Origin of the sequence: Xylanibacter oryzae DSM 17970 (genome assembly GCF_000585355.1) — a bacterium.
GTDB lineage: Bacteria > Bacteroidota > Bacteroidia > Bacteroidales > Bacteroidaceae > Prevotella > Prevotella oryzae.
This window is the reverse complement of sequence record NZ_KK073873.1, coordinates 2,306,536-2,332,385: the sequence shown is the minus strand read 5'-3', so window position 1 is coordinate 2,332,385 and position 25,850 is coordinate 2,306,536. Positions and strand designations below refer to the sequence as shown.

Sequence of the window (25,850 nt, the reverse complement as noted above, 5' to 3'; positions counted from 1 at the left end):
TCTATCTATTTTAAAAAGCAGAAGGTTTTAATTTCAAGCCGGAATTCTCTTCGAGGCCAAACATGATATTCATATTTTGTACAGCTTGACCTACAGCACCCTTCAATAAATTGTCTATTGTAGATGTTACTAGCAGCTTATTGCCATACTTCTCGCAGTGTACTAGAGCTTTATTAGTATTTACTACTTGCTTCATGTCAATAGCCTTATCTATATAGTGTGTAAACACTGCATCATTATAAAATTCTTTGTATCCGGCTATTATTTTATCTATATCCTCATCTGTCTTTATTACCTCAGTGGCGAATATTCCACGGGCGAAGTCACCACGATAAGGGATAAAGTCTATGTCCGCATTAAGAAATCCTTGTACTTGTTTTAGACTTTGCTTTATTTCAGGTACATGCTGATGTTGGAATGGTTTGTAAATACTCATATTGTTGTTACGCCAGCTGAAATGCGTCGTAGCTCCAGGCTTTACGCCTGCGCCAGTGCTTCCTGTTATGGCATTTACAGATACATCATCTCGTATAAGTTCCATATTAGCTGCCGGGAGCAGCCCTAGTTGTATACAAGTTGCAAAGCAACCAGGATTAGCAATATGTTGAGCTTTAGCAATTTTATCCTTATTAATTTCAGGTAGTCCGTATACGTAATCATTGTCTTCTGCTTCAAGACGGAAATCTTGAGCCATATCTATAATCTTAATGTTTGCAGGTATATCGTGCTCCTTAAGAAAAGCTTCGCTTTTACCATGACCGAAACAAAAGAAAACCACATCAACATCCGAGAAAGGCATTTCAGAAGTGAACTTTATGTCTGTTTCACCATATAGGCCTTCATGAACGTCTGTAATCAAATTACCGGCATTGCTTTCACTGTTTACAAATTTTATATCTGCTTGTGGATGATTCATCAACAGACGTATAAGTTCGCCAGCTGTGTATCCTGCACCACCTAGAATTCCTACTTTAATCATATTTACTGTTTATCTTTTCTCATCAGGATGAACACCATAGTAAACGCGAAGGGGGGTACTTAGCACTTTTATGAATCCCTTTGCTTCTTCTGCAGTCCAACCATGTTGCATCTCGCCATATTCTCCTAATTTGCTTTTCAACAAATCATCGGCAGAATCAACACCTACAGTTTCAAATCCTAATGGGCGGAGCTTTAGTATTGCAGTACCGTTCACATTACGCTGACTACTACTTAGCATAGCTTCTATGTCAGGCATTACAGGTTCAAGATATTGACTCTCATGCAAGAACATTCCGTACCAGTTACCTATTTGGTCTTTCCAATATTGTTGCCATTTGCTTAATGTATATTTTTCAAGCAGTCGATGAGCCTCTATTATAAGTTTTGGGGCTGCTGCTTCAAAACCAACACGTCCCTTTATTCCAATAATAGTGTCACCAACATTGCAGTCACGACCGATGCCATACGATGCTCCTATTTCTTCAATCTTTTGTATAGCCTTTATCTTATCATCAAATTCTTCTCCATTGACTGAAGTTATTTCACCTTTTTTGAATTCAATTTTGAGTTCACTTTCTTCATGGCGTGTTACGTGTTTCAGGTAAGCTTCTTCTGGTAGTCCTTGCGTGCTGTCAAGAATTTCACCTCCACATATGCTTGTGCCCCAAATGCCAACATTATAAGAATATTTCAGTTTCGTAAAATCTGCAAAAAATCCGTTTTCGTTCAGATAGTCAACTTCATCTTTACGAGAAAGCGCTTTGTCGCGGGTAAGGGTAATTATTTCAACACCCGGAGCCATAACTAGGAATGTCATGTCAAAACGGATCTGGTCATTACCGGCACCGGTACTACCATGAGCAATGGCGTCAGCATTTATATCTTTTGCATATCTGGCGATGGCAATAGCTTGAAAAATACGTTCAGAAGAAACAGAAATAGGGTAGCAGTTGTTACGCATTACGTTACCATATATCATATATTTTAAACTCTTCTCGTAATATTCTTGAGTTACATCTAGTGTAACATACTCCTTCGCTCCAAGTTTAAAAGCATTTTCCTCATTTTTCTTCAACTGCTCTGCACTGAATCCCCCAGTGTTGGCACAAGCAGCATAAACATCATATCCCATATCGTGCGATAGCTTCATTACTGTATACGAAGTATCCAGTCCTCCTGAAAAAGCTACAACTACTTTCTTCTTTGCCATAATATTATATTTATAATGTATAGTTTAATTATATGTCTATTTTTCTAAGTCTGTCTTTAATATCCTTTGGAAGTTCTGCAGGCAAAGGTTCGTTATGATGCTCTTCCGGATCATAAAGCATACCTGTGCATATACAATATTTCCTTTCGGTACGTTTCAGAACATCAACATTTACGCAACCTTCACATCCACGCCAAAATGCTTCATCATCTGTAAGGTCAGAAAATGTTACAGGCATATACCCTAGGTGAGTATTCATTTTCATAACAGCTGAGCCACTTGTGAGACTGAATATTTTAGCGTTAGGCCATCTTGTACGCGCTAGTGTGAAAGTCATATCCTTAATATGCTTTGCCACGCCTTTATTACGGTAATTGGGTGAAACAATAAGTCCTGATGTAGTAACATAATGTTTGTTCCCCCAAGTCTCAATATAACTGAATCCGGCGAATTCTTCGCCGCATAGAGCAATTACAGCCTTGCCTTCTCTCATCTTTGTTGCCACGTATTCGTGAGTACGTTTGGCAATACCCGTTCCTCTTACTTTTGCGGCGGCTGTAATAGTTTCCAATATGGTGTCGACGTATTTTTCGTGGGAAGCATCGGCCACCACAACTATAATTTCTTCCATTTCTATATTTGGTGTTTTACTTTATGTTGGAAATGACAGCTCTAAGAGCGTCAATGACATCATTTTTAAATGTCCCTTCCTTTGTTACGATCAATATTGTATCGTCACCCGCAATAGTACCAATAACTTCGTCGATGCTACTGTTATCAATGTTATAAGCGATACTACTAGCATATCCAGGTCTTGTCTTTATTACTCCAATGTTGGCTGAGAAATTTATTGATAAAAATCCTGAGGTCTGCAGCATTTCTGTGGCAGATCTTGGCTTGGCTATTCTTTTGTACATTGTTTCGTTAGGCAATACATATACGTACTTACCGTTCATACTAGCTGCTTTAGCTACTTTTAGTTGTTTCAAGTCACGGCTTAGTGTTGCCTGAGTAAGATTGAATCCTTCCTCTTTTAAGGCTTTTAGCACTTCCTCCTGACTGCCAAGCTCTGTGCTTGAAATAAGCATTTTTAATGCTTCTAATCTGTCGCTTTTAATTCTCATATATGGTATATTTATACAAACTGTGTGCAAAATTATACAAATATGATTAAACTTCCAAGGAAAATATGCATAAAAATATTGCATGATATTCATTTTAATGTATTTTAATACAATGTTTCCTTTTTTTTATTGTTTTTAAAAATAAGCTATGATAGGTTCTTTCTTGTTGTTAATCAATTAATTAGCAAATGAAGTAAAAATTAAGTTGATACTTGTTTTTCGTTGTGACCGGTATCGCGTATTAATATTGCATATTTTTGCAAGTCTCTTATTCGCGTAGCATATGTCTTAATTCTTTGTAATACCTATTTATGAACATTATTTAAAAGTAAAAAACCGAAACTCTCTCACAGAGTCTCGGTTTCTTCTCTAAATAGTTCTCATATTAGAACTGTTATCACATTACTTTCTTTATATTACCATTTTTGTCATATTCAATTTCTACAACCTTGAGGCTGCGTAGCCAAGTCTTGTCATTAGAAGGTACACAGTCATGATGAAAAAGATACCAATGACCTTTATATTCTGCGATAGAATGATGTGTAGTCCAACCTACAACAGGGTCGAGTATTACTCCTTTGTATGTGAAAGGGCCATATGGGTTGTCTCCAACCGCATAGCATAAAAAATGAGTGTCACCTGTAGAATACGTGAAGTAGTATTTACCTTTGTACTTGTGCATCCATGATGCTTCAAAGAAACGGTGTGGATCGTCTGCTTTTAGCGGTTCACCATTATCGTCTATCACTAATACAGGTTTTGGCTCTTCAGCGAACTGTAGTACATCGTCAGTCATCTTTACAACTCTAGAGGGTAGGGCTACCTGCTTTCCTTCAGGAAGAAATGCATTTTCAAGTGCCTTATTGTCTTTGTATCTTTGTAATTGTCCACCCCAGATGCCTCCAAAATAGACATATACGCTATTGTCGTCATCTTTGAAGACACAAGGGTCTATAGAATAAGAACCTCTTATAGGATTGGCTTCAGGTCTGAATGGCCCTTCGGGTCGATCTGCTATTGCAACTCCAAGATGGAAAATGTCTGTTTTGTCTTTCATGCAGTAGATCAGATAATATTTTCCATTTTTCTCTACAACATCATTATCCCACAACTGGCGCCCTGCCCATGGAATGTCTTCTACACTTAGTATTACTCCTTCATCAGAAGCTAAGTCATTTTCTATATCATTTATAGAAAGACAATGGTAATCTTTCATGTTGAAGTGGTCGCCGTTGTCATTCTCAGGTATACCCGATTCCCAATCGTGAGATGGGTAGATGTATAATTTGCCATTGAATACATGTGCAGCAGGATCTGCCATATAATCACTAGGAAATAGATATCTTGCTTTTTTCATAATTATATTATTTGAACAGGTTTATTATTTTCTTTACTACAGGTTTAGCTTTGTAATCACGGTCAAATAGAAGAGGGTAACTGCTCCTTCCTGGTATTGGCCAGTTGTTGAGCCATGAGCTCTTGTCTGATACTCCCCATAGGGTGATACGCGATATCTGGCTAGCATGTTTCCTATATATTTTAAAAAATTCCATATAGCGGTCTTCGAACTTACGGTTCATTGCTTTATCTAATCCATTTGGATATGGGTTATATTTTTTGTCGTATCTGAAATTTTGACTGACATCTGCTCCTCCGAAATATTGAGGATTTGGAAGTAGGTTCAAATCTAGTTCTGTAAACATAACTTTTACTCCACAAGCCGCGAATGAATCAATCGATGCTTCATAATCTTTGAGGTCTGGGAAATCCAAGCCATTGTGTGACTGCATTCCTACAGCATCTATTCTGCATCCTATAGATTGTAAATGGCGTACAAGTTTGCATACTGCGGCACGTTTCCCTGGTTTAGCCATAGAATAGTCATTATAGTATAGTTGAGCATTTGGATCAGCTTCGTGTGCAAATTTAAATGCCAGGTCGATGAATTCAGGGCCTATAATATTATAAAAAGGTGACTTACGGTATGTTCCATCATCATTTATAGCTTCGTTTACGACATCCCATCCCAGGATTTTACCTTTATATCTACTTACAACGGTTGATATATGTTTGTGTAATCTTTCAATAAGAACTTCTCTGCTTACTGGTTTTCCTAATGAATCAACAAAAAACCACCTCGGGGCTTGAGAATGCCATACAAGACAATGACCTGTTATAGTAAGGTTGTTTTCTTCTCCAAATTTTATTAACTTGTCGGCATCCTCCCAGTTGAACTTGCCTTCAACAGGTTGTAAAACCTCTGACTTCATACAGTTTTCAGCTACGATAGCATTGAAATTATCTTTAACTACTTCTGCACCTTTGACATCTCGTCCATCTGTTTGTGGTACATTAACTGCTGCACCTATAAGAAAATACTTGCCAAGTACATCTTTAAGGCTAGCAGCTCTGTTACCAGCCATTATGGCTGATGGCAGAGCAAGTATTAAAATTATTGATAAAATGGTTTTTCTCATTGTTCATTAAGTTTACGGCGAGCAGCCAATTCTGCCTGCATATTTTCATTAAATCGTTTAGTTATAGGATAAAAGAACAGGCAAACAACACCAACTCCAAATAATATTGCAGGTACAATACTTGAAACAAGACGTATACCTTCTACGGCAGAGTCTGATTGAACACCAAAGTTACCGGATATATAGCCGAAAGAAGAAAGAATAAGACCGGCAAATGCTCCTCCTAATCCAAGACCTGCCTTAAGAGCGAATACTACACCTGAAAAACAGAAACCTGTTGCCCGGCGGTGATTTACATATTCAACGTGGTCAGCTACGTCGCCTATCATAGCCCATAACAGAGGTACTGTTGGTGCATATGCAAGACTCTTTAGGAAGCAAAGCACGAACATAAGATGTATATCTCCTACATTAGGAATATAGAATGCTGCAGTGAATATAGCTGTAAGTGCAAGACAAACTATAAATGTTTGTTTCTTACCAAAGCGGTTTGCTAAGTAGTTAGATAGAAGTACCACTCCAAAGAATTGGACTATTGCCCCCATCATATTAAATACGGAGAACCCTATAGAATAAGCATCACTCTCTTTGTGTGCAATAAGGTTGAATGCACTAAGAATAGTCGCTCCTACTCCGTGTACATTGGTAGATGTAGATACTAGTCCCAGTGAATCTAAAAATTTATACAATGCATGCTGGTCTACGTAACTTTGGAAGTAGAAACTCATAGCACTACCCCACATAGCCAATGTTATAAAGATGAACAAAGTAAGTACGAACATAGCTCTCCATGGAATATCCGTAAATGTTTCCTTTATATCTTCTTTGATATTCATCTTCTGCTGTGGAGGAGGGGATATACGTTCTCTTGCTGAAATGAATGTTATAATAAAACATATGAATGATATGGAAGCAAACAAGAGTATTGTACAGAACCATCCGTGGCTGTTATCACCGTGGCCAAATTTAGAGACAAGAGGCAAAGTAAGTCCTTGTACTATAAACTGAGCGATTGTCGAACCGATAAAACGGATACTGGTTATACTGGTACGTTCCTTTATATCACCCGTCATTACACCTCCTAAAGCTGAATAAGGCGTGTTGTTGAATGAATAAGCTGACATTAGCAGTACATAAGACACGGTAGCATAAACAGCCACCATAGTTTTGTCATGTATACCAGGATTGTAGAATGCCAATACATAGAATACGCAGAATGGAATTGATGTCCATAATACCCATGGACGATACTTTCCCCAGCGTGTTTTGGTACGGTCTGTTATGATTCCTACCATAGGATCTACGAATGCATCTACGAAGCGGGCAATAAGAAGGACGGAACCGGCAACGGCGCCATCCAATCCAAATATATCCGTGTAGAATTTGAGCTGGAATATCATCATCATCTGGAAAACCAGATTGGCAGCGACGTCGCCTAATGAGTAACCAACTTTCTCGCGAAGTAAAATTTTATTGTTCATAATATTGTTTTAAAAAATAACATCTGCAAAATTACTCACTTGTTTTCAAATGTCTCGTTTTATTTGTAGCAATTACTTTTCTATTTGTATCATTTTTGATAAAAATTTGCATGTTCTCATTCGTTTCATTAACTTTGCAACACTTAATTTATTAATACATGAAGAAAAATCGACATCAATCTCTTCTTTTGATAATGTGTATTTTGTTGTCTTTAATGGTATCAGCAGGTACAGGCAAATTATATACATCAGATAAATTGTCCAGTAGTCTAATAACGTGTATATGTCAAGACAAATATGGATATATTTGGATAGGTACCGAATATGGACTTAATAAATTTGATGGTTACCGTTTTACTAATTATCTACATAATGATAGAGATACGTCAACAATCACTGACAATATCATATCTAATTTTATAGTTGATAAAAATGGTGGATTGTGGATAGGATGTAGCAAGGGTTTTGTCAAATATGATTATAGCAAAGATAAATTTATAAGAATGCCATTTCCAGGTAATCGTAAACCTCGTGTAAATTCCATTTTGCAAAATCCACATGGGGACATATTAATAGGAACGGCTGGTTATGGATTATATCGTCTTAAGCATGGTACTAATACAATAACAGAAGAGAATAAGTTTTCTAAACGTGCGCAAGACAAATTTTTCAGCAGAATGTATGAGGATGAATATCAGAATCTTTGGAAAAGTAGTCATTTATCTGTTTTCTCATGCATAAAGACAAAAAACGGACGATTTGTTTCTGTGAGGGATTTTAACTCTCCTTGTGGACCTCCAATGTCATTTTTAAAGTATAGCCACAGAGAATTACTTATTGTATGTATGTATGGAATTCTCAAATACGATTATATGACTGGTAGACTATTTGATGCAGGTTATAATCTTGAAGAACTTAAAGGGAGTAATGTTACAATAAGAAAAGCGATTATTGATCATGCCGGTAATATATATGTCGGTACACTTGGAGGTGGACTGATGATTATTCCGCATGGTAAAAATAAAATGGTGAAAGTCGAAAATAATAACGGGACATTTAGCTTGGCTTCGTCTAATGTAAATTGGCTTATAGAGGATAAAGATAATAATTTGTGGGTAAGTTGTTACAAAAAGGGACTTTATCTTCTTAACGATCGTAAGGTGGCTTTTACTACATGGAGTTTTTCTGCTCAGAATTATGTCATTGGAAGTAGCGTATCTTCTATCGCGAAAGGTGATAATGGTGATACTTGGTGCACCGTACAAGGTAATGGTGTATATAAGTTTGATCGTAATGGCAGAATAACTGCACACCCTGCGTCTCCTATAGGTACAATAATAATATATAGAGACAAACAAGGACGATATTGGTTGGGAACTGAAAGTGGACTGTATAGTTATAACCCCTCCAATGGAGCATACAAGCTAGCTAAGCCTTTTCAGGGATGGGGCCTTAACTGTATGGTAGACGATGGAAAGGGTAATCTTTACATATCCAACTATGGTAAAGGATTATGCATTTATAATATTAAGACAAGTAAGTGCATCACATTTAGTATGAATCAGAATCATGCTAATGGAACTTTGCTGAATGATTGGATAATATCAATGAAATTTGATCATTATGGACTGTTGTGGATAGGTTCATCCAATGGCTCGCAATGTTTTGACCCGAAAGGCTTTAATTTCAGTCCTTATGGATGGAAAAACAGTAAACTTCTGAATATGCAAAGTACAGCTATTGCTGAGGCTATTAATGGAGATATGCTTCTAGGTACAGACGCAGGATTGTATGTTTTCAACCGTAAGACCCAAATAATATCTTTATTCCCTCATTCAGAACAGTTAAGGGATAAAGTTATATGTGGAATCGTGACCGATCGTAAAGGTGATATTTGGTTAAGTACTTCAATGGGAATATGGGAATATAATAAGAGAACAGGGAAATTCATAAGTCATATTTCTGGTAATGGACTTACTACGAAAGAATATATTATAGGTGCTGTTATGCATAGAAAGGATGATATGATAGGCTTCGGTACTAATGATGGAGTTACTGTGTTCTATCCTGAATTGGTGAAAAAGAATGGAATAAAGATGGGGCAGGTATATCTCACTAATTTTATTTTGGGAGGGAAAAGTATAGACTGTCAGAGTGATTATTTTGAAATACCATACTCTGAGAATTCTTTCTCAATGGAGTTTTCTCTATTAAACTATAAAAATACTGATAACATAGGATTCCAATATAGAATAAATGGAACAAAAGATTGGACTTCAACAAATGAAGGTAGTAATGCGATTGCATTTAATAAACTACGTCCAGGTAAGTACATTATTGAAGTTCGAGCTTATAACAATGGTATTCATTCAAAATATACAAAGACTATAACTGTCATTGTTAATGAACCATGGTACGCCTCCACGTTTGCTTGTATAATATATATATTATTGATATCATGGATTGTCTATATGATTGGAGCGTACTATACACGCAGAAAGAAAACCCAGCTGGAGGAAGATAAAATGAAGTTCCTTATTAATGCAACTCATGATATCCGTTCTCCGCTAACTCTTATCCTTGGACCATTGGAAAAATTAAAGAAACGGTTAACTGATAATGAAAATATGGTCGATCTAGACACAATAGATAGAAATGCCAAGAGACTTCTGTTGTTAGTAAATCAGATTCTTGATGAGCGAAAAATTGATAAAAATCAGATGCACTTACATTGTTCTAAGACCGAATTGGTTGGATTTATAAGTGGAATACTTACTCTTTATAATTATAATGCAAATGAACGAAATATAAAGATAAACTTTGAGCATAAAGATAAAGAACTTTTTGTGTGGATAGACAAAATAAATTTTGATAAAGTCATATCCAACTTATTGTCAAATGCCTTTAAGTATACATTTGATGGTGGTGAAGTCACTGTATCATTGTCAAAGGATGATAAAAACGCAGAGATTAAAGTTATAGATAATGGTATAGGCTTTAATGATGAAAAGATTGACAGACTTTTTGAAAGATTCTATCAGGGAGGCAATTCTAAAGATTTACATATAGAAGGATCCGGCATTGGATTGAATTTATGTAAAGCTATAGTTACGATGCATGGAGGTAAAATAAATGCATCAAATAGAGATGATGGAAAGAATGGCGCTTGTTTTACGGTTAATATACCTTTAGGTAAAGAACATCTAAGGCAGGAACAAATAGAAGAACCACAATATAAGGAAAAAGATAAATCAGATGACGTAAATAAACAAGCAAATAAAAACTATCATATAATGATAGTTGATGATGACCGCGAGATAGGACAGTATATCAATACAGAGTTGGGAAAATGGTATAAGTTTGAGGTTTTTCCTAATGGACGGGAAGCTTTGAAAGCTTTATTGACAAAGAACTATGATTTGGTGATATCAGATGTGATGATGCCAGAGATGGATGGAATAACGCTATTAAAGAATATTAAAAGTAATTCTAACATCAGTTATATACCTGTTTTGCTGCTTACATCTAAAGCTGAAGTCAGTGATCGTATGGAGGGATTAAAAAAAGGAGCAGATGCCTTTTTGGCAAAACCGTTTAGTATGCAAGAACTGCATATATTGATAGATAATCTTATTGATAATGTCCGTAGACTCCGTGGAAAATTCTCAGGTGCACAAGAGCAGAAAGATAAAATAGTGGAGGTGGAGGTAATAGGTAATGATGATGCCCTTATGAATAGAATAATGAAGGCTATTAATGAAAACCTGTCAGATCCTGAATTCAATGTAGAAAAACTCACAGAGGATGTTGGTATTAGTAGAGCCCAACTGCATCGTAAGATGAAAGAGATTACCGGAATATCAGCAGGCGAATTTATCAGAAATCTACGTTTGGAACAAGCCGGGCGACTTATCCGCGAAGGTAAAATAAATGTTACGCAGGTCGCTTATACAGTAGGATTTAATAACCAATCGCATTTCTCTACCTTATTTAAAAGACATTATGGGATGTCTCCTACAGAATATGCTGCAGATAATATTAAAAAACAATAATTGAAACAAATTGTAATGGAACATATACTTTTGTTAATGAACAAAACATAAAGTTTTCGTATCTTTGCAAACATTATTTAAAAAAGTGTTTCATGAAAAAATATCTAATTATATCAGTCGTTATTCTATTTGCTATTTCGCTTTCAGCTGAGGATGGTTCAAAGCTATGGCTAAGAATGCCTGATGGAGCCAATTCCCTTGTGTATACTAATACGAAGTCAAAGACCGTAGACATAGCAGTCAATGAATTAAAAGAATATTGGCATGGAAGTCCTGTTTATTTGAAAATAGATGATACATTGCCTCATAATGATGGATATCGTATATCATTCGGTGGTAGGGATGTAACAATAAAGGCTAGTAGTAATATTGGAATACTATATGGTGCTTATGATTTGTTGCGTCGTCAGCAGACAAATGCGTTGAATAATTCAACTGATAAATGGAATGCTCCGGCTTTCTCTTTGCGAATACTTGATCATTGGGATAATTTGGATGGAAGTATTGAGCGTGGATATGCAGGAAAAAGTCTTTGGAAATGGCAAGAGATAACATCTAAAATATTAAATCCCAAAGTATGGTCTCCTGTTGCTGATAGAATAAGACAATACGCCCGTGCCAATGCATCTATAGGTATTAATGGCTCTGTTCTTAATAATGTTAATGCATCATCAAAAATTCTTTCCGGAGAGTATATTAATAAGGTTAAGATCATTGCAGACATATTACGTCCATATGGTATTAAAGTTTATCTCTCGGTAAATTTTGCTTCTCCAATGTCACTTGGAGGTTTGAAAACAGCAGATCCCTTAGATTATAATGTATGTAAATGGTGGCAGGCTAAAGTTAATGAAATATATAAGGAGATACCCGACTTTGGAGGCTTTCTAGTTAAGGCTAATTCTGAAGGTCAACCTGGCCCTGGCGATTATAACCGTACTCATGCTGATGGAGCAAATATGTTGGCTGAGGCATTGAAACCTCATGGAGGCATAGTTATGTGGCGTTGTTTTGTATATGGTAATCATTCAGGCGAAGATCGAGTGAAACAAGCTGTAAATGAGTTTAAACAATTTGATGGTAAATTCTTAAGTAATGTAATACTTCAGGCTAAAAACGGTCCTTTAGATTTTCAGCCAAGAGAGCCATATAATCCAGTATTCGATCAGATAAGTCATACATCGTTAATGCCAGAATTTCAGATAACACAGGAATATCTCGGTCAGAGTTTGCATTTGGTATATCTGGCTCCTATGTGGAAGGAATTCTTTAAATACGTATCTCCTAAAGGTCTTAAGGCTATTGCCGGTGTATCAAATATTGGTGATGATAAAAATTGGTGTGGTCATCATTTCTCTCAGGCCAACTGGTATGCTTTCGGTAGGTTGGCATGGGATCCTTCTTTGTCTTCTGAGGATATAGCAAGAGAATGGCTAGATCAGACATTTACCACAAATACTTTCTTTGTTAATCAGATGACATCTGTAATGCTTCGAAGCAGAGAAACATGTGTAGATTATATGATGCCACTTGGTTTACATCATATATTCAGTGCAGATCATCATTATGGTCCTGAACCAGATGGAAACCAATCTTTTTTCCCTATAGAGTGGCGTCCTGTATTTTATCATAAAGCTGATTCTATTGGTCTTGGTTATGATCGTACTGTTACAGGTTCGGATGCAGTATCTCAGTACAGACATCCTTATGATAGTCTTTATAATGATTTGCGTACATGTCCTGAAGAGTATCTATTGTGGTTCCACCATGTACCTTGGAATTATGTAATGAATGATGGCAATACACTGTGGAACGATTTGTGTATGCATTATAATAGGGGTGTTGGCAATGTGGAATCATATGTTAATATATGGAACAATATGAAACCGTTTATAGATGATGAACGATTTAAAGAAGTGGATGACAGATTAGTTACTCAACTAGATAATGCTAAATTATGGCGTAAAGTATGTTTGGGATATTTTCAGAAATATAGTAAAATGCCTATTGTGTATTATCCTCAATAAAAAATACTTCTTATTATAAAGAATTCCTTGTTGGAATTCTAAACTTTTATACTGTATAAGGTTAATGTAAAGTGCCATGTTTAAATAAAAACATGGCACTTTTCTGAAAAATACAGTTTGAAACAGACTAATAATAAATTTATATATAGCTAGGAAAGACATTGTTCTATTATAATTTTTGCATTAAAGATATAATATTTAAACTATACATATTATAATTTAATAAATTCCTAAAATTGAAACATTTTTGAATATAAAAGACACAAGTTGTAATGACTTGTAACATCATAATGTTATATATTTGCAACATTAATATTCTTAAAACTTAATAAAAATTTAGCCTATGAAAAAATTAACAAGTAGTGGAACGTAGTATTTGTTATTTATGAATCTAAGAAAAACAGAGTTATAAAACTACAATTCTAACAAGTAAAGAGAATTCTTACTAATACTAAAAATTTAAGAACAACTATGGAATTTAATTTAAGAAAAACAACCTTATTGGTGGGACTATGTTCAGCTTTTGCGACAGGTTACACCACACAGTCTGTAGCAGCGACATCACAAGATTTTGTTGCAGCTGCTCAGCAGACTAAAAAAATTACGGGTCGCGTGAGTGACTCTAATGGTCCTCTTATTGGGGCAACCGTTATGGTGAAAGGATCAACTACTGGTTCTGTCACCGACCTAGATGGAAAATATTCTATTAACGCAAATCCGGGTGCAACATTAGTTGTATCTTATATTGGGTATGTTTCACAAGAAATTAGAGTCGGAAATGTATCAAATATGAATTTTGTCCTAAAAGAAGAAGGACGAAACCTTAGTGAAGTTGTAGTAATAGGTTATGGAACACAACGTAAGGAAGCAGTTACAGGTTCTGTCGCTTCAATGAAGGGTGATTTGATGCGTCAAGTTCCGGGAGCAGATATCACAAATGCTCTACAAGGCCGTATCGCCGGAGTTGACATGACTCAGACGTCTTCAAAGCCAGGATCTTCAATGCAGATACGTATTCGTGGAACACGTTCTCTGAATGCGAGCAATGACCCTTTAATTGTCCTTGATGGAATACCTTTTGCAGGTACTATAAGTGATATTGACCCTAATAATATCAAGTCGATGGATATCTTAAAGGATGCTTCTGCAACAGCAATTTATGGATCTCGTGGTGCTAACGGTGTCATTCTTGTTACCACATATAGAGGTATGGCAGAAGAAAAACCTAAAGTGACATATAATGGATATGTAGGACTTAAAACTCTGTTTGCAAAATATCCTATGATGAACTCTGAGCAATTTACACAGATGCGTAAATATGCCGGACTTTATAAGAATGGTCCTGATGAATCTGATGATACTAGTACTGATTGGCAAGATCTGCTATATAAGAACAGTATCGTTACAAATCATGATATAGGTCTATCAAGTGGAACAAAGAGTGGAGCTTATAATGTAGGCGTATCTGTATATCGTGATGAATCACTTTTGCCGCAGCAGAATTATAATCGTTATTCTATGCGTTTTTCTCTTGACCAGGAGATAGGAAAATATGTAAAGGTTGGTCTTAGCACTAATACAAGTTATGCTGTAACAAACGGTGCAAGTTTAGGACTGTATAGTACATTGAGCTCAACACCTATTTCTAATCCTTACAATGCCGATGGTAGTCAGAAAAGGGTGGTAAGTAGTTCAACTGATGATACCTACGTTATAACAAGAGATGGAATTAATAATCTTGGTGATAAATGGAAGGATCAAACAAAAGCATTCGGAACTTATAACTCATTCTATGGTGAGGTTAAAATTCCAGGAATAGATGGATTGAAGTATAGACTTAATGTAGGTCTTAACTACAGACATTCTGATGGTGGTACATACACAGGTAAAGGTGTATTTAGTTCTACTGCTGATGCACCATCTTCAGCTTCAAATACAAAGACAACTACATCAAACTGGGCTGTAGAGAACTTAGTAACATATGATAAAACCTTTGGAAAGAATACACTTAATTTCACCGGACTTTACTCTGCAGAGCAGACACAGTATACCAATTTGTATGTTACAGCAAAAAATGTTCCTAACGATGCTTTCCAGTTTTATAACCTGGGTCAGGCCACAGGCGAAATTTCAGTACCTCCTGCTAGTCAGGGTTATTATATGAGTGGACTTATGTCATGGATGGGACGTGTAATGTACTCTTATGATGATAAGTATATGGTTTCAGCAACATTGCGTTCTGATGGTTCTTCTAGATTGGCTAAAGGCCATAAATGGCATACTTATCCAGCTATATCTGTAGGTTGGAATATAGCAAAAGAGAATTTCATGAAAGATGTAAAATGGATAGACAATCTTAAGTTACGCTTTGGATATGGAGAAACATCAAACCAATCAGTAGATCCATATAAGACTTTAGGTCTTCTCTCTACACGTCCATACAACTTTGGATCAACTACAGCTGTTGGTTACTATGTATCTCAACTGCCAAACGATCAACTTGGTTGGGAATTTTCTAAAACTTACAACTTTGGTCTTGACTTCTCAATGTTCAAAGGTCGTCTTAATGGTACATTCGAGTATTATATTACTAATACAAGCGATTTGTTGTTAAGTGTAAACCTACCTTCTACAACAGGTGTAAGCAGTTATATGGCTAATGTTGGTAAAACACAAAACAGAGGTTTTGAGTTATCTCTTAATGGTACGATCATAGACGATCTTAACGGTTGGACATGGGAGGCAGGATTGAACTTGTATTCTAACCATAATGAATTGAAAGAATTGGCATCAGGTGCAACACGTGATGAAAGTAACTGGTGGTTTGTTGGTTCACCTATCAATGTTATTTATGACTATAATAAGATTGGTTTGTGGCAGAAAGATGAAACTGCTGCTCAGGCAATAGAGGAACCAGGAGGTAAACCAGGTATGATAAAGGTTCAATATACAGGAGACTATGATGCAAACGGATTACCTACACGTTCTATTAACTCATCAGATCGTCAAATTAGAAAAGTTGATCCAGACTGGGAAGGTGGTTTTAATACCCGTATAGCATATAAAAACTGGGATATCAGTATGGTTGGTGCATTTAAACACGGTGGAACCTTAATTAGTACACTTTATAGCTCATCAGGCTATCTTAATATGCTTACCGGACGTCGTAATAATGTTGATGTTGATTACTGGACAGAAGATAATACAGGTGCAAAATATCCAAAACCGGGTGGTTTACAAGATGGTGATAACCCAAAATATGGAAGTACATTAGGATATTTTAGTGGTTCATACCTTAAAATACGTACAATAACATTAGGTTATAACTTTAAACAAGAATGGATGAAGGCAGCCGGTATAAGTGCATTACGTGTATATGCAACAGTACAGAACCCATTTGTATTATTCTCTCCGTACCATAATGAATCAGGTATGGATCCTGAAACGAACTCTTATGGAAATGAAAACCAAGCTGTAACTTCGGCTTATCAGAGCAGATTAGCTGTAATTGGAACAAATACTCCTTGCACTAGAAATTATTTGGTAGGCTTAAATGTAACTTTTTAAATAATTAATGAAATGAGAAACAAACATATAAAATCAATTATAGGTATTGCCTTTGCGGGTCTGCTTTTGTCAGGCTGTTCTGATATTCTAAATGAGACTCCACGAGGCAATTATACTCCAGATTATTTTAAGACATCTGAAGGTGTAATGGGTGGTATTACCTCTCTCTATGGTCACCTTCGAAACATATGGGGTAATGGATATTGGCTAGACGCATGTGAAACAGGAACCGATGAATATACATGGGCTCAATCTGCTGATGGTAATTTTAAGGATATGGACCTTGATGGAAGCGGTAATCTTACATCTTCAAGTAGCCGTTCTGATGTTCTGTGGTATAATACGTTTTCAGATATAAACACAGCTAGTGGAATTATAGAGAATGGATCTGCAGCCGGTGTTGATTCTTCACTTGTTGCTGAAGCATATTTCTTCCGCGGATTTGATTATTTTATGCTTACACAGACTTTTGGAGGTGTTCCTCTTGACTTAGGAAGTGGAGAACTGAAATTCAATACAACAGCAGTTCGTGTGTCTAAGCGAAATACTGTTCCTGAGGTCTATACAAAATGTGTATTCCCTGATTTGTTGAAAGCTATTAATGACTTACCAGAGAAAGCTCGTGTAACAGGTGGTGCCACAAAAACAGCAGCCAGACTGTTCTTGTCTAAGGCATATTTAACTTATGCATGGTGGCTTGAAAATCCTAACAAAATAGATACATATCCAGTATGCGACCGTAAAGATCCAACGGGTCATGATCCCGCATATTACTACCAGCAAGCTTACAATTTAGCAATTGCAGGTATTCAGAATCCTGGAAATTATGCTCTTCAGAAGACATTCTATGATTTGAATGTAGGTAGTAACGATCATAATAGTGAGATGGTTTTGTATGCTGATCACATTGAAAGTAGTGAATATTATGATGACAATAGCCATTCTTATGGTTCTGCAAGTTCTCCTAGTAACTTTGCTGCTTGGATGGTAACATGCAACTATACAAATGTGCGCAGTAATACAGCTGCAAATTGGGGTGGAACAGCTGTAAGTTCTGTACAGCGTGAGGCTGCACAATTATATGGTCGTCCTTGGACACGTATGGCTCCTACAGTAAACGGCATCGTTAATAATTTCCCAGATAAGACATATGACTCTAGATATGATGGTACATTTGTTACATGCTATCGTGGAAACTGGAACAGAGCCGGTAGAACAGAAGTAACTTTGTATAATGCAAATGGACTTCCAATTGTTCAAAATGATTCTGTATTGTCATTTCTGCCTTATCCTAATTCAAATATAAATTATTCAAATACAACTTATGCTAGTAATATTGGTGGAGGTGTATTACCTGGAAGAGCTGACTTTGTTGTAGATGTTAATGGTATCAGCCGTCTTTTGTATCCAGGCTTATGGAAAATTGGAACTTATCGTACAGACAATAACGGTGGAATGGGACAGCCTAATGGTTCTATTACACGTCCTTATCCAATAGCAAAATTCTCTGAATTATATCTTTTAGCTGCTGAGGCAGCCGTTAAGGGTGCAACTATTCAGAGTGGATATTCTGCTCGTGACTTAGTTAATGTACTACGTGCTCGTGCAGGTGTATGGACATTTAGTAATAGTAGCAATAAAGCCAAAGTCGCCGATTATAGTAAGGTTCTTACAGATGCCACACCTCAGACTATAACTATAGATTATATCTTGGCTGAGCGTAGTCGTGAGTACTTTGGTGAAGGTCAACGCTGGTGGGATCTTGTACGTACCCAAGAATGGGGCGATTATGCAAAAACATATCAGATCTGTGGTTCTGCTACAGGCGACCATACCTTGAAGTCTTATTCTCGTAATATAAAGACTTATATGTATCTTCGTCCAATTCCACAGGGACAGATTGATGCACTTCAGATGAGTGATGCAGACAAAGCTGCATATCAGAATCCGGGTTATTAAGTAATAGTTGTTAGTAGTAAAAGCGGGATGGGTTTGTTTGAACCCTCCCGCTTTTCATTTTTTATGGGATTATCATACTTGTAGTTTTATGAGTAATAATAAACAGGAATCAGAAAAACTGCTATTTTATTCTCAAATCTTTATTTTGTAATGTTTTTTTTATATATTTGCGATATTAAATTTATTATTGAAAAACATTATGAGGAAAACTATATTTATTGTAATACTATTTTTGGCAATATTCGGTTCAGTCTCTAATGCTAAGAATAATTATGATCTGCAAAAGAAGGATTCTATTGTTACAGTAGGCTATGCATCGGGTAATACTAATTTTTTGTCTGGTTCTATTGATAAGATAGATGTGGATAAAATGAATAATCGTGATCAGGTTATAAATCCTCTTGATGCTATACGTGGACGTGTTGCCGGACTTACTATACAACGTAATGCAGCTAATGCGATGAATGCAGTACGTTTGCGTGGAACTACTTCATTGACTGGTGGTAACGATCCACTTATAATAGTAGATGGTGTAATGGGCAACCTAAGCTTACTTGAGTCTATATATCCTACAGATATACAAAGTTTCACCATATTGAAGGATGCTTCAGAGACAGCACAATATGGTTCACGAGGAGCTGCAGGTGTTATAGAGATTACCACACAAAAAGGACAGGCTGGACGTACGCGTGTAATATATAATGGAAGCATAGGTCTTTCTTCTGTATATAAACGTTTAGACATGCTTGATGCTGATTCATGGAGAATACTTTCTTCACAGCGAGGAATAAATATTCTTGATTATGGTAAGAATACTAACTTTCAGAAAGAGATTGAACAGACCGGTGTCACACAACAACATCATGTCGCCTTTTATGGAGGAACTGCGTCAAGTAACTATCGTGTCTCTTTAGGTTATGTGGGCGATGATGGTATAATAAGAACAGAAAAAAATAAGAGCTTTATAGCAAATATGAACATGAATCAGGATATGTTTGACGGACTGCTTAAGGTCGAAATCGGGCTATTTGGATCTACAGCTAACCGTAATAGTCTATTTGATGTCCAGAAAACTCTATATTCTGCAGCTTCATGGAATCCTACATTTCCCAATCATCTTAATCAGAATGGTGAATGGGATGGTATGTCTTCAGCAAGTCAGATAAATAATCCGTTTGCACTATTAGAAGAACAGAACCATGATGCGTCTGCACATATCAGCGCTCATGCAAAGTTGATTTTCGACATTCTTCCCGAACTTAAGTTCACCCTTTTTGGAGCATACACATATAATAATGATAATTTGTCACAATACCTTCCTACAATTGTATGGAATAAAGGACAAGCTTATCAGTCTACAGATAAGTTAGAGACATTGCTTGGCAATGCAATAATTTCATTTAAGAAAAAATTTGGAAAGCATTCTTTTGATGCTATAGCTCTTGCAGAGATTCAAAGAGAAAAGTATACTGGATATAATGTTACTGTTACTAATTTCAGTAGTGATTTATTTGGATATGATAATCTGTCAGCAGGTGCTTTACGCCCATGGAATGGTACCGGTTCATACTACGAAGATCCTAGAATGACATCTTTTATGGGACGGCTAAATTATACATTCAATAATCGTTATATATTAACATTGACAGCACGTACTGATGGTTCTTCAAAGTTTGGGAGCAATAATAAATGGGGCTTTTTCCCATCTGTATCAGGTACTTGGATATTAACGAATGAGAAATTTATGCAGAAACAGAAATTTATTCATGAAATGAAGTTGAACATTGGTTATGGTTTGGCGGGAAATCAGGATGGTATAGATTCTTATACAACGATGTCACTCGTAAAACCTAATGGAGTCACTCCTGTTGGTTCGGGAACTAGTGTCTCATTAAGCACACTCCGTAATGTAAATCCTGATCTTAAGTGGGAAGTAAAGAAAAACTTTAATATTGGTATAGATATGTCAATGTTCAATGGTCGACTATTGTTGACAGCCAATTATTATAATTCAAAGACCGAAGATATGTTATACCCATATAGTGTAAGTGTTCCACCTTTTACATATAATATACTAGTGGCTAACATCGGTTCAATGCGTAACCGTGGTCTTGAACTTTCTTTAGGTGCAACGCCTCTTATAAGAAAAGATATGGAATTGAATATTAATGCAAATGTTACTTTTCAGAACAATAAGTTGTTATCTTTGAGTGGGTATTATCGTAATCAGTATCTTTCAGCACCTTCATATCAGGCCATAGCCGGACTTAATGGTGCTGGTTTTCATGGTGGATATAATGATGTTACATATCAGATAGTAGGGCAGAGTCTTGGAGTCTTTTATCTTCCTAAATGTTCAGGACTTGTAAGTGATGGTAAAGGCGGATATACTTATGGCGTAAAAGATCTTAACGGTGGAGGCGTAGATATTGAAGACGGTCAAGACCGCTATATAGCAGGACAGGCAGAACCTAAAGTCCTTTTAGGGTCTAACATAAGTTTTAGATATAAGGATTTTGATATTATCATGCAGATGAACGGAGCTTTCGGACATAAAATATTTAATGGTACATCACTCGCATATATGAATATGAGCAGTTTCCCTTTGTACAATGTATTATCAAAGGCCCCTTCATGTAATATTATGGATCAAACAGTTACCGATTATTGGTTGGAAAGAGGTGACTATGTGAATATAGATTATATAACTCTGGGATGGCGTGTACCACTTAAATCGAATAAAGTATTACGTTCTCTACGTCTATCCATTACAATGAATAATGTAGCTACATTTACTAGTTATAGCGGGTTATCACCTATGATTAACAGTTCGTCTGTAGATAGCACTTTTGGTGTGGATGATAAACGCACCTATCCTCTGTATCACACATATACATTTGCAGTAAGTATGAATTTCTAAATGAGAAACAATATGAAAAAGGTTACATTTTTGTTGGTGGAAACCCTTATGGTGTTGACATCGTGTAATAGTTTCTTGGAAGAAAAACCTAAAAGTGCCTTACCGGAAGATGAGGCTTATAATAGTATTCCAAATCTGTATATTAATGCTGTTGCATCTATATATAACTATATTGGGGGCAATACAGACAGTCAGGGACTTCAGGGTACTGGTCGTGGAGTTTACGATTTTAATACACTTACTACAGACGAAGCAATTATGCCAACAAGAGGTGGTGACTGGTATGACGGAGGTTTTTGGCAGCGTCTATTTCTTCACAAATGGGGCGAGAATGATGCGTCTTTGTTGGCTACTTGGGAATATCTGTATAAAGTTGTCTCGTTAAGCAACTATTATATGGAAAAGGTTAAAGCGTATCAGACAATACATGATGATGCAATACTCAATAAATATTTAGCCGAACTCCGTGCAGTAAGGGCAATTTATTATTATTATATAATGGATATGTTTGGTCGCGTTCCTTTAGTAACGAGCACATCTGCAACTACAGATAGTATGACAATAAGTGACCGTGCTACTGTATATAAGTTTATTGTTGATGAACTTCAGGCTGTAGCTCCATTATTATCAACAGAACGTAGCAATCAGAGTGGAGATTATTATGGAAGGATAACTCGTCCGGTAGTATATTTTATTCTTGCCAAGTTATGTCTTAATTCTGAAATTTATAGTGATAATGATTGGACAGACAATACAAGATATGATGGTAAAGATATCTATTTTACTGTCGGAGGCAATAAAATGAACGCTTGGAAAGCGACACAAGCATATTGCGACAGTATCACTTCAATGGGGTATAAACTGGATAAAAAATTTACAGACTGCTTTGTCGTAAATAACCAATATTCAGAAGAGAATATATTTACTATACCAATGGATAAAGCGTTATATTCAAATTGGTTTATATACTTATTCCGCTCTCGCCATTATTCTCATGGCAGTGCATACGGAGATGCCTCTGAGAATGGTACAAGTGCAACCGTCGAAGCTTTAAACACATTCGCTTATGGTACGGATAGCATTGATCCGCGTTTCAAACTTACATATTATGCTGATACGGTGCGTGATTTAAACAACAAAATAATAATGCTGGATGATGGACATACACCTCTTATATATCGCCCACGTGAAGTAGCACTTGATGTGACAGGTACTACTTATGAAAAGACATGTGGGGCAAGAATGAAAAAGTATGAGGTAGATCCTAATGCAAATGCAGACGGTCGTCTATGTGACAATGATATAGTACTTTTTAGATACGCAGATGTGCTACTTATGAGGAGTGAAGCAAAAGTCCGTAATGGAGAAAATGGAGATATAGAACTTAATGAAGTTCGTAGCAGGGTAGGTGCCAAATATCGTAAGGCTACATTAGATAATATATTAGCCGAAAGAGAACTTGAACTGGCTTGGGAAGGGTGGAGACGTAATGATCTGATACGTTTTGGCCAATTTACAAGAACCTATACAGATCGTCCACAACTAGCTGGTGAATCTGATGGCTATACTACAGTCTTCCCAATACCTGATAATATTCTTTCAAGATATTCATGGAAACAAAATCCGGGATATCCACGATAATAAAGCATATTTCTACTTAAAGCAATTATTATCAATGAATTCGTCAAACTGTGTGCGATAGCCATTAAAGACATTGATGTCCACTTTTCCACGTATACCACTGACATTTCCGTCTGGACAAAGTTGCCAATATATAAGTTTTACATCCGGCTTATATTCGCCGTATCTTGCTATCCATATCATGTAGTTGTTCTTTATGTCAGGAGCAGCAGACAAATATCTGTTTACAAAACTCTGACTTACATATAGAATTGGCCTTACCCCTGTACGATTCTCTACTATACGCATCCATGTTCTTATCCTGTTGAATAATACATGACATCCTCCCATCTTTTCTATTTGTTTATGTGTAGGTTCTACATCCAGTACTGGTGGAAAATCTCCTTTATGGAAAGATGCGTACCTTAAGAAAAAGTGGGCTTGTATGGCCGCATCAGATAATGGAGAAAAGAAATGATAAGAACCGGCATGTATGTCATGCTTGCGAATCTGCGAACAGTCGCCGGCATAGTATGTGTTATATATTGATACACCTTCAGTACACTTAACATATACAAATGATATAGGGAAGTCTGCCTTACCGCTTACATTCTTTTTAGTCATTGTACCTAGATGGCTTACTCTTAAACGATCCCAATTAATACCATAGCGATGCACTACCACTCTTTTTACAGTCTTCCAAACTCTACGTCTGTGCCGGCGTATTTTTATCCTTTTTGATATTATCGATTTAGTCTCGTGCTGATATTTTGATATGTCAATACCATATATTCTATCCGACGTATATACTATTCTTTCGCCTAAGTAACTGTCATTTCTCCACTCGCCAGCGCGCAAACCTTTGTCTGCAGTAACAGAAAAACCGAAGATGTTGCGTTTGTCATTTGTCCAGTGACCTTCGTAGTAACTTCCGTCTTTATCCAGATAACTTCCATGACCATTTGCCAAACCATACTTGTCAAATTGTCCATTGTATATTCCAAGCGAGTCTATTCTTTTACCACTTACAAGAGTATCTGCATTCCAGTTACCGATAATTTTTCTTCCGATCGAGTCCTTGATAATACCTTTGCCGGCACGTTTACCGTTAATCCATTCTCCGGCATACAGAATACTGTCTTGGTAAGATAGTTCTCCATAACCATTAAATTTATTGTTTTTAAGTTGTCCTACGTAAATGTATTTGCCGTTAGTAAGAGTTCCGTTACCTTGTTTCTTACCGTATAACCAAAAGCCAATGTAACTTTCACTGCCGTCGTCATTTGTCCAACTTCCATATCCTGAAGGGACGCCGTCTTCTGTTTCACCTTCATAATTGCCACCATTAAATCTTATTGATTCCGTTCCGCAAGAAATTAATAACAGTATTATTGTTGAAAATATAAAATATTTGAATTTCTTGTCCATGGCTATTTTATCTTTTTTAAAAGGAAATAAAATTGGCGGGTATTTATTACTGCGCCATGATAGCTTACGCCAAGGAAGAAACCACTCTTGCTGAATACAGGTGATCCATCCTGTGCAAAAGAATAGTTTACGGTATGTGCAGCTTTATTTCCAAGAAATTCTTTAAGGATTCCTGCAGTTATATCACTATTTGTCTTTTTATAATCAAAACTTCCGTCATTTATACCGCTGTATCCAGCTATAAAAATAGTTTTTCCTTTGCGTTCTAACCATGCCCATAAATGGTGAAAATGCTGCGGACGAGCATATTCAGGTGTCTCTTTGCTGTCTGTTTGTATCATCCTGAATCCACTCTTACCATTTGCTATAATCTGGTGGCAATGTTCGGTATTAAGTTTGTTATTGTTATCACGGTATATTATTCTATAGTCAGTCAAATACTCTACATTTACTTTTACGTTCGGTTTTAAACTATTGATAATAGCCATTGTCTTCTGTGCTATTTTTATTTTTTCTGATGTTTTTGTAGCATATTGTGATATGTTGTTATAACCTTCATCCTGAACTCCATGTACACGGATATAATAAGATAAATCATCTGATTCATCTTTTAGAGTTTTTAAATATTCTGCTGCTTTATCCTTTTCTTTGTTCAGAATGCTATTGAAGTTACTTTGTGCAACCATTTTTATACTATCTATATTACCATCGTCAGCAACCATAAGTAGTTTGCCGAAGCAAGATGGTATAATAGCATATTTGTTTATCCAGCATCCCGTAGCATATTTTTTTTGTCCAAGATTCTTGCAATCTGACGAAAGCACATTCATAGCAGTGTCTTTGTCTAACGTATCAAAAAACAGAGTATCTTTTTTATCAGTAGTAATTCTGTAATACGAGCTATACTCCACTATAGCGATGCTCCGTTTCATAGCATCTCTTGTTGAAGGCCAATAAGAAGCGATAATAAATGATGCCAATATTATTAGTATCACAGGTACCGC

Annotated in this window: 15 protein-coding genes; 6 read left to right on the top strand and 9 right to left on the bottom strand. The window is 36.3% G+C overall.

Going from position 1 to position 25,850, the window contains the following annotated elements:
- Positions 1 to 10 precede the first annotated feature (10 nt).
- The 7 genes from argC to XYLOR_RS09405 all read right to left on the bottom strand — a co-directional run bounded on the left by argC (position 11) and on the right by XYLOR_RS09405 (position 7,273).
- A complete protein-coding gene (gene argC, locus XYLOR_RS09435; RefSeq protein WP_036878820.1) occupies positions 11 to 979 on the bottom strand; it encodes an N-acetyl-gamma-glutamyl-phosphate reductase in 969 nt (322 codons plus the stop codon).
- 9 nt (positions 980 to 988) lie between these two features.
- Complete coding sequence (locus tag XYLOR_RS09430; RefSeq protein ID WP_036878817.1) at positions 989 to 2,191, bottom strand: argininosuccinate synthase; 1,203 nt, start codon at positions 2,189 to 2,191, stop codon at positions 989 to 991.
- Positions 2,192 to 2,219: 28 nt separating this feature from the next.
- Complete coding sequence (locus XYLOR_RS09425) at positions 2,220 to 2,822, bottom strand: GNAT family N-acetyltransferase (protein ID WP_036878813.1); 603 nt, start codon at positions 2,820 to 2,822, stop codon at positions 2,220 to 2,222.
- Positions 2,823 to 2,838: 16 nt separating this feature from the next.
- Positions 2,839 to 3,315, bottom strand: coding sequence for an arginine repressor (locus XYLOR_RS09420; RefSeq protein WP_036878810.1), 477 nt, complete (start codon positions 3,313 to 3,315; stop codon positions 2,839 to 2,841).
- 397 nt (positions 3,316 to 3,712) lie between these two features.
- Positions 3,713 to 4,672: a glycoside hydrolase family 43 protein gene (locus tag XYLOR_RS09415; protein WP_036878807.1), complete on the bottom strand. Its 960-nt coding sequence runs from the start codon at positions 4,670 to 4,672 to the stop codon at positions 3,713 to 3,715.
- A 7-nt stretch (positions 4,673 to 4,679) separates the two neighbouring features.
- Positions 4,680 to 5,792: an endo-1,4-beta-xylanase gene (locus tag XYLOR_RS09410; RefSeq protein WP_036878804.1), complete on the bottom strand. Its 1,113-nt coding sequence runs from the start codon at positions 5,790 to 5,792 to the stop codon at positions 4,680 to 4,682.
- The gene (locus XYLOR_RS09405; RefSeq protein ID WP_036878801.1) at positions 5,789 to 7,273 is read right to left on the bottom strand and encodes an MFS transporter; all 1,485 of its coding nucleotides are present in this window, start codon (positions 7,271 to 7,273) and stop codon (positions 5,789 to 5,791) included. Before XYLOR_RS09405 ends, XYLOR_RS09410 begins: the two co-directional genes overlap by 4 nt.
- A gap of 158 nt (positions 7,274 to 7,431) precedes the next feature.
- On the opposite strand from XYLOR_RS09405, the gene XYLOR_RS09400 reads away from it, so the two are divergent.
- The 6 genes from XYLOR_RS09400 (at position 7,432) to XYLOR_RS09375 (ending at position 23,439) form a co-directional block, all read left to right on the top strand.
- Positions 7,432 to 11,325, top strand: coding sequence for a hybrid sensor histidine kinase/response regulator transcription factor (locus XYLOR_RS09400; protein ID WP_036878798.1), 3,894 nt, complete (start codon positions 7,432 to 7,434; stop codon positions 11,323 to 11,325).
- A gap of 92 nt (positions 11,326 to 11,417) precedes the next feature.
- Positions 11,418 to 13,352, top strand: a complete 1,935-nt coding sequence (locus tag XYLOR_RS09395) for an alpha-glucuronidase (RefSeq protein WP_036878796.1) — start codon at positions 11,418 to 11,420, stop codon at positions 13,350 to 13,352.
- Between the two features lie 471 nt (positions 13,353 to 13,823).
- Positions 13,824 to 16,919 carry a SusC/RagA family TonB-linked outer membrane protein gene (locus tag XYLOR_RS09390; protein ID WP_036878793.1) on the top strand — a complete coding sequence of 1,032 codons (3,096 nt, stop codon included), beginning with the start codon at positions 13,824 to 13,826 and terminating at the stop codon, positions 16,917 to 16,919.
- Between the two features lie 12 nt (positions 16,920 to 16,931).
- Complete coding sequence (locus tag XYLOR_RS09385; RefSeq protein ID WP_036878790.1) at positions 16,932 to 18,878, top strand: RagB/SusD family nutrient uptake outer membrane protein; 1,947 nt, start codon at positions 16,932 to 16,934, stop codon at positions 18,876 to 18,878.
- Between the two features lie 199 nt (positions 18,879 to 19,077).
- Positions 19,078 to 21,798: a SusC/RagA family TonB-linked outer membrane protein gene (locus tag XYLOR_RS09380; RefSeq protein ID WP_036878789.1), complete on the top strand. Its 2,721-nt coding sequence runs from the start codon at positions 19,078 to 19,080 to the stop codon at positions 21,796 to 21,798.
- Positions 21,799 to 23,439, top strand: coding sequence for a RagB/SusD family nutrient uptake outer membrane protein (locus XYLOR_RS09375; RefSeq protein ID WP_036878787.1), 1,641 nt, complete (start codon positions 21,799 to 21,801; stop codon positions 23,437 to 23,439).
- A gap of 12 nt (positions 23,440 to 23,451) precedes the next feature.
- Here the strand turns inward: XYLOR_RS09375 and XYLOR_RS09370 are convergent, their stop codons facing one another.
- Together XYLOR_RS09370 and XYLOR_RS09365 are read right to left on the bottom strand one after the other, a co-directional pair.
- Positions 23,452 to 24,846 carry a GH25 family lysozyme gene (locus tag XYLOR_RS09370; protein WP_051508959.1) on the bottom strand — a complete coding sequence of 465 codons (1,395 nt, stop codon included), beginning with the start codon at positions 24,844 to 24,846 and terminating at the stop codon, positions 23,452 to 23,454.
- Positions 24,847 to 24,848: 2 nt separating this feature from the next.
- Positions 24,849 to 25,826: a hypothetical protein gene (locus XYLOR_RS09365; protein WP_154655710.1), complete on the bottom strand. Its 978-nt coding sequence runs from the start codon at positions 25,824 to 25,826 to the stop codon at positions 24,849 to 24,851.
- Positions 25,827 to 25,850 lie beyond the last annotated feature (24 nt).